We start from the raw sequence: 14062 nt of genomic DNA, 5'->3' as shown, positions 1-14062 counted from the left end.
GTATAATTAATGCGGCGTAAATAATATAAAAGGAGAGTACGTAATGGAAATAACAATTGAACGTTTAGTAAATGAATTAAAGGATGTACTTCCTGAAGATCAAGTAGTGGTTAATAAGACAGTAAGAGAGTTACATAGTAAAGATGAATCTTACCATACTAGTAGTTTGCCGGATGTAGTTGTGTATCCAAAAACGGCTGAAGAAGTTAGCGAGATTATGAAAGTAGCGAGTCTGCATGGAAAGGCTGTCGTTCCATTTGGAGTAGGCTCCAGTTTAGAGGGCCATATAATTCCGTATGAAAAGGGGATTACGGTTGATTTTTCATTAATGAACAAAATACTTGAAATAAGAGAGAAAGATTTTCTTGTGAAAGTACAACCAGGAGTGACTCGTTCTCAGCTCAATAAAGAATTGAAAAAGTATGGTCTATTTTTTAGTGTAGATCCAGGCGCAGATGCAACGTTAGGAGGCATGGCTGCTACAAACGCGAGCGGAACGACAGCGGTTAAGTATGGCGTAATGCGTGATCAAGTTCGTGATTTAGAAGTGGTACTCGCTGATGGACAAGTGATACATACTGGCAATTTAGCGGCGAAGTCATCATCAGGTTATCATTTAAATGGTATTTTCGTAGGATCAGAAGGTACGCTTGGATGCTTTACAGAGCTAACATTAAAAGTATACGGCATACCAGAACATGTTATGGCTGCGAGAGCATCGTTTCCAACTATAAATGATGCAGTAGAAGCTGTTATTAACATACTGCAAGCTGGTATTCCAATTGCGAGAATAGAGCTCGTTGATGAACTATCTATGAAACAAGTAAATCATTATAATGAAACAAATTACAGAGAAGAACCAACACTGTTTTTAGAGTTTCACGGAAATGAAGCAGGGCTAACGCAAGATATCGAGTTTACGAAGGAAATTGTTTTTGATCATAAATGTAAAGAAGTCGCTTTTGAAACTGAAACTGCGGCAAGAAATAAATTATGGGATGCAAGACATAATTTAGCATATTCTTACGTTCATAGTTACCCTGGCAAAAAGCTAATGAGTACAGATGTATGTGTGCCAATTTCAGAATTAGCTGGTGCAATACAGCATGCGAAAGAGACATTAGATAAAGTTGGTCTTGTTGGTGGTATTCTTGGCCATGTAGGAGACGGGAATTTCCATGTGCTCTTAATGATTGATCCAAACGATAAAGATGAAGTAAAAAAAGGGGACGAAATAAACGAAAGTATCGTATTGTATGCTCTTAAGCGTGGCGGAACGTGTACAGGAGAGCATGGCGTTGGAATAGGGAAGCAGAAGTATCAAGAAGAAGAACATGGGGCTGCGCTTTTAGTAATGGAAAAAATAAAGAAAGCTCTTGATCCGCAAAATATTTTAAATCCGAATAAAATTTTTAAGTTAAAAGATAAGGAATGATGAAGTTTGGAGAAACGAATTATACATTTTGAAGGATTGGTCGTCTTATTAGCCACGATTTATATATATGCATTATGTGGATTTAGCTGGTTATTATTTATCGTATTACTTTTTGCACCTGATTTAGCAATGGTGGCGTACGCTATTAACAAACGTGTCGGTGCACAAATTTATAATCTATTTCACACATATATCATATCAATATTACTTGTTTTAATAGGGGTCTATTTAAAGATGGATACGATTTTAATGGTTGGTTTAATATGGACAGCACATATTGGGATGGATCGAATGCTTGGGTATGGATTGAAGTATGAGACTGATTTTAAGGATACTCATATTCAGAGGTTATAAAAGTGATTTGAGAAGGATGGGTCAATTGAAACAATTTATTACTGTTGAGAAATATAATACACAATGGGAAAGTGAATTTTGTAAATTACAGACGTTGATTAATAACGTAATGGGAGAACTTATTTTTTCTATAGAGCATGTTGGGAGTACATCTGTTAAAGGTCTTGCTTCTAAACCGATATTAGATGTCGATGTTGTAATAGAAGATTATGATGTTTTTCCTAAAGTAATAAAGAGATTTGAAAAGATAGGATATTTTCATCAGGAAGAGTGGAGTTCTAAAGGGAGAGAGGCTTTTGGAAGAAAGGATCAATATGTTCCGAGGGATGGGAAGAATTCAATTTGGATGGAACATCATTTATATGTATGTGATAAGAATAGTGACGAGTTAAAAAGACATGTGGCGTTTCGTGATTATCTTCGTGGAAATCCAAACGTTGTTATTGAATATGGGAAGTTAAAGAAAGAGTTAGCAGAAACGGTGGAAAATCGCTCAAGTTATAGCTTAGGTAAAACGGAATTCATTGAAGCTGTATTGGAAAAATCTAGGAAGGATAGTTGAATAAGGGAGTTTGTATCAATAAGAAAATAGACTAAGGTGGCAGAAATCATATAATGCCACCTATTATTTTTGAAGAAGAGGTTTTACTATATGAACTGACCTTATAAAACAATTACAATCTGTCCCTGCCAAATAATAAATCTCGTAAATATAATGGGAAATAAGAAGAAAAGAAAAGAGGGAGCTTATGTACATACCAAAACATTTCACTATACAAGATGAAGAGAAGAAGTACGAAATTATTGAACAAAATAGCTTTGCAACTTTATTTTCTCAACATAACGGAGCACCGTACGCAACACATTTGCCTTTATTGTTAAATAAGGCAACACTTACTTTATACGGGCATTTTGCACGTCCAAATGACCAATGGAAAGATAGTGGGAATCAACAAGTGTTAGCTGTTTTTCAAGGGCCACATAGTTACATCTCTCCGTCATGGTATGAAACAAATAAAGCAGTACCAACATGGAACTATGTTGCGGTGCATGTATATGGAGAGTTAGAAATTGTTGAAGATGAACAGGAATTAATAGATTCACTTCAAGATTTAGTACATAAATATGAAAATCCAAAAAGCACCTACTCACTGAATGATGTAGATCCGAATTATATGGAAGGATTAAGTAGGGGAATAGTTGGGTTTAAAATAAAGATAAATAAAATAGAAGGAAAAGCGAAGTTAAGTCAAAATCATTCTGTGGAGAGACGAGAATTAGTTATAGAAGAACTTGAGAAAGTTGGTAGTGAAGGGAGCAGGGGGATTGCAGGGTTGATGAAGAAGGGTGTTTAAAGTAATGGTGGAGTGTGAATACACATTTATAAAGTGTTAATATATTGTATTTATAGATTTTTATAGTGATTTAGACGCTGTATTTATGGGGGGGCAATTTTCTTTAGTGTTTTAAAAAATTTACAGCATGTGATTAATTTAATGGATTTAATGTTAAATAAATGTTGAGAAATATTAATGAGATATTTATATCTTAATATCTATTTGTTATTATTTATGTGAGAATATTCAAAAAAGGGGGATCTTATGAACATTCCAGTGAAGGGAAGCGAACAGGTTACAAAGCAACTTAATGAATGGTATCAAGCAATGTTACAACAACAATTGTCAAAAGTAACTAATTTAAAACAAGAAATTGATAAAAATATTGATGTTTTGAAACAAGAATCAAATAAAATGTTGCAAGAACAAAATTTATTATATTATTTCTTACTAGATTTTCGTTATAAAACGCTTGTTGATAGATTTAGTATCACAAAGAGAAGCTTTGACGAAATAGATTCTTTTAAAATTCCGACGGATGGTTTCTTATCTTATTATTACCATTTTTGTAAAGCGGTATATGCTACTATACTTAAAGATTATAAAGAAGCGAAAAAATATTATGAAAAAGCAGAGTTTTTTTTGAAAGACGTTCCAGAAGAAATTGAACAAGCTGAATTTCAATCTAAGTTAGCCTTATTCTATCATAATAATAATGAACCACTTTTAGCTGTTCACTATGCAACTATTTCAAAAGATATCTTCTCTAAACACCAAGGTTATGAAAGTAATACTGCTTCTTGCGAAAATACTATTGGAATGAGTTGTGTATCTCTAAAACAGTTTGAACAGGCCGAGGAACATTTAAATTCTGCATTAAATTTATTACAAAAAAATAATGAAGAAAGATTAATTTCATTCGTGCGGCACAACTTAGGGTGGCTATATGCAAATCAAAACCTTTCTGAATTAGCTATCCGTCACTTATCAGAAGTAACAGAGAAAATACCTAATCATTTCAAAGCTGTTTTTTTACAAGCTAGGGAATATTCTAAGTTAGGTGAAACAAATATATCTTCTATCCTTATTGAAAAAGGATTGGAACTTTGTTTAGAAGTAGAGAATGAAGAATATACACATCATTTCAATATTTTAAAAGCATTAAATAATAATGTGACTATCGAGGAATTAAAAAGGATAATTGTTACAGGGATTTCTTATTTCAAAGAAGAGAATCTTTCTTATTATGTAGAAGAATATGCTGAGGTGATGGCAGCTAGGTTATATGAGATGTGTGATTATAAAACGTCTAGTGAATATTTTTGTTTAAGTCTTGAAGCAAGAAAAACAAATTTAGCTAAAGGGGCGTTAAAATAATGAAGAAACTGAGTTTAATGATAATGAGTTTAGCTGTTACAGGTATTACAGTTTTTACGATAAATACTACTCCAAAGATTCAACAAACAGCAACCGCAAATACTGTCGTCAATAAGTTACAATCGACTCACGGAGAAGGGTGGTCTCCAACGAGACCTGAGTTAGTATACTTAGAGGGAAGACAACTCTAAAGTATTATTTTAAGAGTGCTAGCTTTAGCTGATATTATTTACTGGCTTGTAAACATTAAAGGTTTACAAGCCAGTTTTTTGTTGTTAGAGCTACCTTCACATTATGTTGAAAGTAATCCGTCATAATTTTAAACTATTGTAATGAATTTTAATAAAAGATTGTTGAGGAATATAGTGAAGATATTGGAACATACAAATTCTCATTAGTTATATTAAAATGTATTCATTCTCTTCTCCTTTATTTTTTATCAACATTTGTACAATAGCTGGATTTTTATATTCGAGAATAGTTGTTCCTTATCGATGTACCTGGATATAATAAGAAAAAATGAAGATTGAATAGAAGAATTTTAATAGAACAGTTACCAAGTTAACGCATTAGGAAAGAAATAGGTAGGAAGTAAGGAGCTCTCCTTTGTTCGTGACAGCTTGTTTGGTGTATGTATCTTTTTCGCATGGGAGGAAATTGATAGAGGTGATAATATACAACTATAATCACATAGAATATGCTAACGATATGTAATACATAAAAGAAACGCAAACTAGAGTATTAAATTACGTTTTTTTTCACAAGATGGAGAAAAAAGTAGAAAAGGTGTTTTTATACGAAAACACCTTTTCTACTTATAATGTTCCTTTATGGAAAATAACGAATCATGTACTTGAATTTAGTGGGAATTACACTAATAAATAATACAATTAGGAGCAGAAAAACAGTCTTAGTTGCTCTAAATCACGTCCCACAAAAAGTACGATAAGGACGATTCGACGGCGCTGGAGGCGTGCAGTAATCCGCTTGTTCTTGAGAATATTCATAAGGATTTGCTAAAGCTTGAAGAAGGTTCTCCATTACGCTATAGTCTCCATTTTTAACAGCTGCTTCAAGTGCTTCTTCTACTCTGTGGTTTCGAGGGATGATTACTGGGTTGTTATTTTTCATTAATTTGTATGCATCATCTTTTGATTCTTTTTGTCTTTCTAACCGAGATTGCCATAGCTCGTACCATTCTTTAAATTCGGGACTTTCAAATAAAGGTGCATTTTCTAATGTAGTGTCAGTTAATGCACGGAATGTATTTGTATAATCTGCTTTATATTTTTCCATTGCTTTTAAAAGTTTCTCAATAAGTGATTGATCTTGCTCTTCATTGCTAAATAGTCCTAATTTCTTCTTCATTCCGAGGAACCAATTGTTTTCGTACTGCACACTGAACTTTGAAATTTCATCTTGTGCAATCTTTAGCGCTTCTTCTTCATCTTCGTGTAGAATCGGCATTAAAGATTCAGCTAATCGTGCAAGGTCCCATGCAGCCATATACGGCTGATTTCCATATGCGTAGCGACCTTTTACATCAATAGAGCTAAATACTGTTCCTTGGTCATAACTATCCATAAAGGCACAAGGACCGTAATCAATCGTTTCACCGCTAATCGTTATATTGTCAGTGTTCATTACGCCGTGAATGAAGCCGACGAGTTGCCATTTGGCGATGAGGCTTGCTTGTCTCTTAATAACTTCTTGTAGTAATGAAACGTATGGATTTTCAGTAGATTCAATTTCTGGATAATGTCTTTTTATCGTATAGTCAGCTAACGCTTTGAGATCCTCGATTGAGCCGCGAGCTGCCGCGTATTGGAATGTTCCAACACGTATATGACTACTGGCAATCCTTGTTAAAATAGCTCCAGGTAGCTTTGTTTCGCGATAGATTGGTTCGCCAGTTGAGACTACTGCTAAACTGCGAGTAGTTGGAATATCAAGTGCGTACATTGCTTCGCTAATAATATACTCGCGTAGCATAGGACCGAGTGCAGCACGACCATCACCGCGGCGTGAATATGGAGTAGGGCCAGAACCTTTCAATTGAATATCAAAGCGTTCGCCTGAAGGAGTAATTTGTTCTCCAATCAAAAGGGCACGACCATCTCCTAACATGTTGAAATGACCAAATTGGTGTCCAGCATATGCCTGAGCTAGTGGATGAGCTCCTTGTGGAATAGTATTACCAGCTAAAATGGCAATTTCAGCGTCCTTTTTTAGTTCCTCAGGATTAAAGCCAAGAGATATTGCTAAAGAATTATTTAGTTTAATTAACTCCGGTGAGCGTACAGGAGTTGGGGGGATTTCGGTGAAAAATGATTTGGGCAGGTCAGTATAACTACTCTCTAAATTCCAAGCAGTTTCGTTTTTATTAGTCATCGTATAGCCTCCTTTTTGTGTGTTTTTGAAATTTGAATTGTAATTGGTTTTTAATTATTTTCTTGTACTTATATGTATTCTGTGTGAGGTTAATTAAAAATATTATACGTTTATTGTAAATGATCCCCTTGAAATCTATTGTAAGGACTTCATTACATTGTGTCCATTTAACTGTCATAAAAACAAAAAGAGCCTTCGTTATATAACGAAGGCTCTTTTTGTTTTTTTTCCTTTTATTCATACACAGTCCTCATAGTTGTAGATGTATAAAAGGAAAAAAGTAATTTGGGGCGTAATCTATCTATATGATAATTCAAAATGAAATATAAGTCTATATTTTTGTTGATTTTTTGATTATATTTTGATTATATTTATGTCACTGAGCTCAGAAGAATATATGTGGAGGGAAAATGTATGAAATCGAAACATGTACCAGTTTTAATTGTTGGAGGGGGATTATCAGGATTATCGTCTGCATTATTTCTTGCAAAACATAACATTGATTATGTGCTTATAGAAAGGCATCCGTCTACTGCGATTCATCCGAAAGCAGGTGGAATCACATTTCGCACAATGGAATTATTTCGAGAATTAGGCCTAGAAAAAGGAATTAGATTAGTTGGTAAAGCATTAGAGAATTGTCACGGGAGAATTGCGGTTCAAACGATAGCAGAGGTAAAGAATGAAGAGTTGGAACAAATAAGGGCGACTCAGTATGAAAATAACGAAAAGTTAGTTCGTAAAGTGGAAGAGATTAGCCCATCCAAACAAACTGCTTGTTATCAAATTACTTTAGAAGAGATGATGTTACAAGAAGCGAAAGCATTAGGCGGAGAACTATCTTTTTATCATGAATTGGTTTCTTATGAGCAAAATGAGCACGGAGTAATAGCAACTATTCGAGATCGAAAAACAGAAAAAGAGAGTGTCATATATTGTGATTATGTAATCGCAGCAGATGGAGCGAAAAGTAAAATACGGGAACAGCTAGGTATTCTAACCGAGGGCCGTGGTACAATCGGTGGTTATTATATGAACATATATTTTGAAGCGGATTTGAGTGGATTTATTAAAGGAGACGCATTCGGTTTTACTATGATAGTACATCCAGAAGTAATTGGTGCGCTTATTCCAGTCGATAACGAAAGTAAATGGATTTATCATGTAGCTTATAATCCAGTAAAAGGGGAGCGACCAGAGGATTTCTCTATAGAACGCTGTAAACAAATTATTCAAACTGCAATTGGAAGTACGGATATTAAGCCAGAAATATTAAGTATTTTGCCGTGGGAAGCGAGTGAAAGTACAGCGGTGAAATTTCAGGAAAATCGCATCTTTTTAGTTGGTGACTCAGCACATATTATGCCGCCAACAGGAGGATTCGGTTCAAATACAGGGATACAAGATACACATAATTTAGCTTGGAAATTAGCGGCTGTTATAAAAGGGAAAGCAAATCCCAAATTGTTAGAAACGTATCATGACGAGAGATATCCTGTTGCAAAATTAACGACGGACCATGCGAGTAGTATATTATTTCGTGCAGCGAATAGAGAGGAAGGTAATTTGAGTAATATGGATAGTTTAGCTGTCACTGCTGGTTATCAGTATTGCTCAGAAGCAATTATAGACGAATGTAACACTCCGCATAGAATGGATATAGTTGATTTGAACGGACGCCCGGGAACGCGTGCGCCACATTTTTTTGGAACTTATGAAGGAAAAGAAGTTTCTATACTTGATCTATTTGGTAGCAACTTTGTATTACTTACTGAGGCAGGGCATAGTGCTTGGACTGAAGCTGCAAATGTTGTTTCATCCCGATTAGGCGTAAAGATAAAAGTGTATCAGGTGGGTTTAACTGGTGATTTCATCGATCAAAGTAATAATTTTAGGAATTTATATGGGATAGAAAATGGAGGAGCGGTAGTAATAAGGCCAGATGGATTTATAGGGTGGCGTACGGAAAACGAGGCCTTAAAGCCGAACGTATTACTTGAAGACGTAATGAAGCATTTATTGTGTAATTAAATAAGAAGCACCGCTTGTATTTCAGCGGTGAGTTTATGTGAAAGTAAACGAATATTAAAAATGTAAATCTTTTATGAAGAAAATCTAAAGAAATGTCGTGGGAGTGACATTTCTTTTTTATATGTTGTATAATTAAGTTATAAATGAGATTCGTTTTCATTAACGTTCATTTCCTCTTTTGAAGTTACCTGTAATTTTAGCCATAATAAGTTGTTTTTCTTTTTCATTATTTGCCCGAGTTATTTTGTTTAAAAACTTTTCAACGTCATTTCCTTTTAAAATCATAATCTGTTTTCCGCAATATTCAATTGTAACTATGTTATTTTTTGTTACCCGATAATGAAACATCATATCGTCTAAACGATTGCGTTTATCGGTCTTTTTCAAATTAACACCTCCATTCTGGCTAATGTGTAACGAATGTTACATAAGAAATTGAAATTCAAGTTGGATGCATCCGATTGTAAGGTGGAAATTTTACAAAAAAGAAATACAATAGAGAGTAGTCAAAATTTGAGTGTGAGAAAAAGGAATCTAGTGTAATATGATGAATGATAGATAGATTATAAAATGTTTGAAAATTAAAAGATATAGAATAGAATGGAAAAGTATAAAGTGAGATTAGATAAAAGAGGGTTCCTATATGTTTAAGAAATGGTTAATTGTTTTTTTTATTTTTGCTATTTTTTGTGGGAGTGTCGCTGCACTAATATATGCAAATAAAGATAAGAAATATAATTTGAGGGCATTTTCAGATTCTAAGAATAAGGTTGAAAATGATAAACCGAAAGTTGATGTAAATCAACAAAAACGTTATGAGGTTGCAGCAGCGAAACTAGATCAGTATTTAAAAGATAAAGGGTTTAACGGAACGGTTCTCGTGGCGGATAAAGATAATGTGGTTTTACGAAAAGGATACGGGTATGCGAATGTAAAAGATAAAATTTTAACAACGCCAAGAACAAAATATCGCATCGGTTCCATAACAAAAACAGTAGTTGCAATATCTATATTACAGCTAAAAGAAAAAGGAAAATTAAGTATAGAAGATAATGTAAATAAATATATTCCGTCGTTTCCGGCAGATAAAAATATTACGTTAAGAAATTTGTTAACACATACTTCCGGATTGCCAGAGCAGGGACAAGGTAGAGTTGATGCGGCATCACGTTTAAAGTTAGTAACATGGATTGGATCTCAAAAGCTTGAATTTCCTGCAGGAACGGGATGGAGATATACAGATTATAATTATATGGTGCTTGCATATATTGTAGAAAAGATAACAAATGAACCACTTGCTGACTATGTGAAAGAAAACATTTTTACTCCTGTTGGAATGCATGAATCTGGGATGGGTGCCACTTTCCCAGGAGATATGTTTTTAGCAGAAGGATATACGAAAAAAGATAATGAGTTAATAGCTACGCCTCGTTTAAGAATGAGTTGGCTATATGGTTGTGGTGAAATGTATACAACTGTTGAAGATATGAAAAGGTTAGATGAGGCAATTATGGATGGTAAATTGCTTTCTAAACAAAGTTTATCAGATATGTTTACTGTATCGCCCGCTAGAAAGTATGGATTTAGTTTCTACATTAATGCAGATTATAATTATAATCATGGAGTATTAGCTGGATGGAACACATTTAATAATTTTAATGGAGATAAACGAATTTTTGTAATTCTTTTCTCTAACGTACAAAATGGAATGAACGATACATTTAATCAAGAGTTTAGAAAGATGGCGAAAGATTTAATAGAAGGAAAATAATTATTTAAAAATCGGTATTGATATGAAATTATCAATACCGATTTTTTTATTTAGTAATGTTTTATTTAGTGAACAAGCAGGTATGAGAGGGGATTAATATTAGAATAAATTTATGAAGGAAGTTAAATGATATTAATGTTAAATATAGGGAATGCGTTTTGTGAATGTCATCTATTTGTATTGAACTTATGTGATTATCATGCGGAAGAATAATTGGTAATTTTTACATTGATGAAAAAGCTTGAGCTTCACACTATGTTAAGCCTTACATTATTGTAGACATGAACAGGAGGTTGCAAAATGAAAAAAGTAGTAAAGTTTTGTTTAATAGCTACATTATCTACAACGATTATTAGTGGATGTTCTTTTGAAGGGAATAATGAAAATGTCAAAGGGAAAGAGGATAAAAAAGTAGAGGTACAGAAAAACGCTGGAAAATATACGATGCCGGATGAAAAAGATAAACATGAAGGTACATGGCTACAATGGCCTCATGAATACACATATGGTCAAGAGTATAAACAAGAAGTCGAACCTATTTGGATTAAGATGGCAAGTGCTTTAACTGAGGGTGAAAAAGTCCACATTGTTGCATATGATGAGGAGGAGAAAGAGCGAATCAATAAGCTTTTAATAGATAAAGGGCTGAATATGGATAAAGTTGATTTCTTTATCGCTCCTACTGATGATGTGTGGGCAAGAGATAGTGGACCGATTTTTGTTTATGACAATAATAAAAAGTTAAAAATATTAGATCCAGCATTTAATGGTTGGGGGAAGAAAACTCCTTATAAAAATGATGCCCGTGTACGTGAGAATGTTAGTAAACAATTAGGGATTGAAAGAATTGATTGGGGGAAATTCGTCCTTGAAGGTGGCGCAATTGAATTAGACAGCAATGGGACTGCTTTATTAACTCGAAGTGCAGTAACGAATAAAAATAGAAATCCTGATTTATCAGAAAAGGAAATTGAAAAATATATAAGTGACCTTGGGGTGACAAACTTTATTTGGTTAGATGGAGTGCCTAATTTAGATATTACGGATTTTCATATTGATGGATTTGCTAAATTCCATGATAAATCTACCATTGTAACGATGAAAGAAGACGACTTGACGGAATGGGGTTTGTCAAACAAAGATATGGATACATTGCTAGATGCAAAAAATGCTTCAGGACAGAAGTATAAGTATGAATACTTACCGCTTAGTAAAGAAAAGGTTACTTTAGAAAATGGGAAAACTCTCGACTATAAGGGATCATATATCAATTACTATATTGGGAATAAAGTGGTATTAGTGCCTAATTATAATGACCCAAATGACAAAATCGCAAACGATACGATTCAGAAGTTATACCCGGATCGTAAAGTAGTCGGCATTGATGTGAGAGAGCTTTATAAAAATGGCGGAATGATACATTGTGTTACACAGCAACAACCGATTCAATTGAAGTAATCGATTATAGTTTCGCTATGTTGCTTTACAGACAAAATAGGTGAAATACTATCTTTACTTATTTTGTCTTGTTTTAACATCTGTAATAAGAAATAAATGTATAATTTTAATGTAATGATAATCAAATATAATTATATTGTCATGATTGTTTTATATGGAAAAGGAGAAAAATATTTGTGTTGAAGAATTTTAAAATAGTATTTTCGTTTTTCCCTATCGTTCTACAGTGCATTATAAATGTAGCTTTGATCTGTTTGGGAATTGTTTTAAGTGTGTTTCTTATGAAAGAAGTCATTCAATTTATACAAGAACTGAAATTGAGTGGTGAGGAATCTAGTTATCATTTAATTGATAGCATTGTCGTGTTCTTTTTATATTTTGAATTCATCGTAATGATTATAAAGTATTTTCAAATGAACTTTCATTTTCCATTACGTTATTTTATATATATAGGTATTACGGCTATTGTTCGTCTAATTATTATAGACCATGATAGTCCAATGGATTCATTGTTATATGCTTGCGCGATTCTTGTATTAATTAGTGCTTTATTTATTGCAAATTCTAAAATAATGCGTCGTGATTTAGAAGAGTGAACATTAGTTGTTTAAATCAAAAAAAGATGTTTTATCTTTTGGTAAAAAAGGAGTAAAGATATTGAAAGAAATAATTTTAACCAGTTTCCTAATAATAGGGTTTATGATTCTACTATTTAATTGTATACTTTCGTAATTTTAAAGGATAAAAAGTTAAAAAGGGAAGAGGCTTTTGTAAATATGGTACATTACAATAATCAAAATAGTTTACATCAAATATTTACATTAAAGGGGACAGTTATAAGAGATATTTTCCCGCAAATTTTATTATATATATGCGTTTCAACGATAGTAACTGTGATTAATTATTATTATGTAGAAATAAAAATTAATCAAACTCCTTGGGTAATTGTTGGAGGGGCTTTAGGTCTACTGTTAGTTTTTCGTACTAACACTGCGTATGATAGATATTGGGAAGGTAGAAAGTTATTTGGCACGATTGGTGCTTGTACTAGAAATTTAGCAGTTAGTTTTTTATGTTATTGGGAGTCCGAAGGGAAAAAGAAGGATCAGGAAAAACTAAAATTTTTACATCTATTAATTGCTTTTCCAAAGATAGCGAAAGGACATTTGAGAGACGAAAAAGATTTATCCGAAATAAAAGCATTGTTTGATATTTGTTCTGAGAAGGAAAAAGAAATGTTGACTGAGTCTATTCATTTACCGATTAGTATAGTTTTTATGTTAAAAACTATACTATCAAAAGGTTTGAAAACGGGTCAAATTCATCCAAATGCAATAATTAATATGGAAGCTGATTTGAATACTCTGCTTACGGCTGTGGGTGGATGTGATCGTATCAAAACAACGCCTATTCCTTTTGCATATTTTGCTCATATTAAAATTTTACTGCTCATATTTTGCGGGACTTTATCGATTGGTCTTGTTGATAGTCTTGGATGGTTTACAGTACTTGCAACTACGTTTATAAGTTTTGCATTTATAGGGATTGAAGCAATAGGGGTTGAAATTGAGGATCCATTTGGTCAGGATCCAAACGATCTTCCGCTTGAAGCAATTTGTATAGGGGTAGAAACGCATTTAGTGAATTTATATAATCAAAACGCTCTATCAGAAGTAATGGATTTGAATCTTGATAAAAAAATCATCTAATCCTTCATTGTGTACGACGATTAAAATTTAAAAATCTTGTCAAGAGTCAGTTTACGGCTTAACGACGGCTTTATATTTTTTATATAAATATATAATATTTCTCCGTGCTATAATCCATTCATGAAATGTGCACGTTTCAAAAATTGTAATGAAAAGAGAAATGAATTGGGGAATAGTTGGCGTATTGAAAACAGTTATT

Annotated in this window: 13 protein-coding genes; 11 read left to right on the top strand and 2 right to left on the bottom strand. The window is 33.3% G+C overall.

Going from position 1 to position 14062, the window contains the following annotated elements:
* Positions 1-43: 43 nt before the first annotated feature.
* The 6 genes from JTF23_RS09765 to JTF23_RS09740 all read left to right on the top strand — a co-directional run bounded on the left by JTF23_RS09765 (position 44) and on the right by JTF23_RS09740 (position 4694).
* On the top strand, positions 44-1435 hold the full coding sequence (locus JTF23_RS09765; RefSeq protein WP_204208638.1) for an FAD-binding oxidoreductase: 1392 nt from the start codon (positions 44-46) through the stop codon (positions 1433-1435).
* Positions 1436-1441: 6 nt separating this feature from the next.
* A complete protein-coding gene (locus JTF23_RS09760) occupies positions 1442-1789 on the top strand; it encodes a DUF4260 domain-containing protein (protein ID WP_204208637.1) in 348 nt (115 codons plus the stop codon).
* Between the two features lie 25 nt (positions 1790-1814).
* Positions 1815-2351 (top strand): GrpB family protein, encoded by a 537-nt coding sequence (locus JTF23_RS09755; RefSeq protein ID WP_204208636.1) that lies wholly within the window; start codon positions 1815-1817, stop codon positions 2349-2351.
* Between the two features lie 187 nt (positions 2352-2538).
* On the top strand, positions 2539-3144 hold the full coding sequence (locus JTF23_RS09750) for an FMN-binding negative transcriptional regulator (RefSeq protein ID WP_204208635.1): 606 nt from the start codon (positions 2539-2541) through the stop codon (positions 3142-3144).
* Between the two features lie 246 nt (positions 3145-3390).
* A complete protein-coding gene (locus tag JTF23_RS09745; protein WP_204208634.1) occupies positions 3391-4503 on the top strand; it encodes a response regulator aspartate phosphatase in 1113 nt (370 codons plus the stop codon).
* Positions 4503-4694 (top strand): Phr family secreted Rap phosphatase inhibitor, encoded by a 192-nt coding sequence (locus JTF23_RS09740; RefSeq protein WP_078174141.1) that lies wholly within the window; start codon positions 4503-4505, stop codon positions 4692-4694. The genes JTF23_RS09745 and JTF23_RS09740 overlap by 1 nt, the downstream gene beginning before the upstream one ends.
* A 733-nt stretch (positions 4695-5427) precedes the next feature.
* Here the strand turns inward: JTF23_RS09740 and JTF23_RS09735 are convergent.
* Positions 5428-6894 carry a protein adenylyltransferase SelO gene (locus tag JTF23_RS09735; protein ID WP_204208633.1) on the bottom strand — a complete coding sequence of 489 codons (1467 nt, stop codon included), beginning with the start codon at positions 6892-6894 and terminating at the stop codon, positions 5428-5430.
* 414 nt (positions 6895-7308) lie between these two features.
* On the opposite strand from JTF23_RS09735, the gene JTF23_RS09730 reads away from it, so the two are divergent.
* Positions 7309-8925, top strand: coding sequence for an FAD-dependent oxidoreductase (locus tag JTF23_RS09730; RefSeq protein WP_204208632.1), 1617 nt, complete (start codon positions 7309-7311; stop codon positions 8923-8925).
* 159 nt (positions 8926-9084) lie between these two features.
* Here the strand turns inward: JTF23_RS09730 and JTF23_RS09725 are convergent, their stop codons facing one another.
* On the bottom strand, positions 9085-9312 hold the full coding sequence (locus tag JTF23_RS09725; RefSeq protein WP_199709597.1) for a hypothetical protein: 228 nt from the start codon (positions 9310-9312) through the stop codon (positions 9085-9087).
* Positions 9313-9568: 256 nt separating this feature from the next.
* On the opposite strand from JTF23_RS09725, the gene JTF23_RS09720 reads away from it, so the two are divergent.
* The 4 genes from JTF23_RS09720 to JTF23_RS09705 all read left to right on the top strand — a co-directional run bounded on the left by JTF23_RS09720 (position 9569) and on the right by JTF23_RS09705 (position 13863).
* A complete protein-coding gene (locus JTF23_RS09720) occupies positions 9569-10696 on the top strand; it encodes a serine hydrolase domain-containing protein (protein ID WP_204208631.1) in 1128 nt (375 codons plus the stop codon).
* Positions 10697-10996: 300 nt separating this feature from the next.
* On the top strand, positions 10997-12154 hold the full coding sequence (locus tag JTF23_RS09715; protein WP_204208630.1) for an agmatine deiminase family protein: 1158 nt from the start codon (positions 10997-10999) through the stop codon (positions 12152-12154).
* A 176-nt stretch (positions 12155-12330) separates the two neighbouring features.
* Positions 12331-12750: a phosphate-starvation-inducible protein PsiE gene (gene psiE / locus JTF23_RS09710; RefSeq protein ID WP_002111042.1), complete on the top strand. Its 420-nt coding sequence runs from the start codon at positions 12331-12333 to the stop codon at positions 12748-12750.
* 180 nt (positions 12751-12930) lie between these two features.
* Positions 12931-13863, top strand: a complete 933-nt coding sequence (locus JTF23_RS09705; protein WP_002160989.1) for a bestrophin family protein — start codon at positions 12931-12933, stop codon at positions 13861-13863.
* Positions 13864-14062: the final 199 nt, after the last annotated feature.

The organism is Bacillus sp. RIT 809 (genome assembly GCF_016892495.1).
Lineage (GTDB): Bacteria > Bacillota > Bacilli > Bacillales > Bacillaceae_G > Bacillus_A > Bacillus_A cereus_U.
Note: the sequence above shows the minus strand (reverse complement) of the source record. Positions and strands in the feature narration are given on the sequence as shown.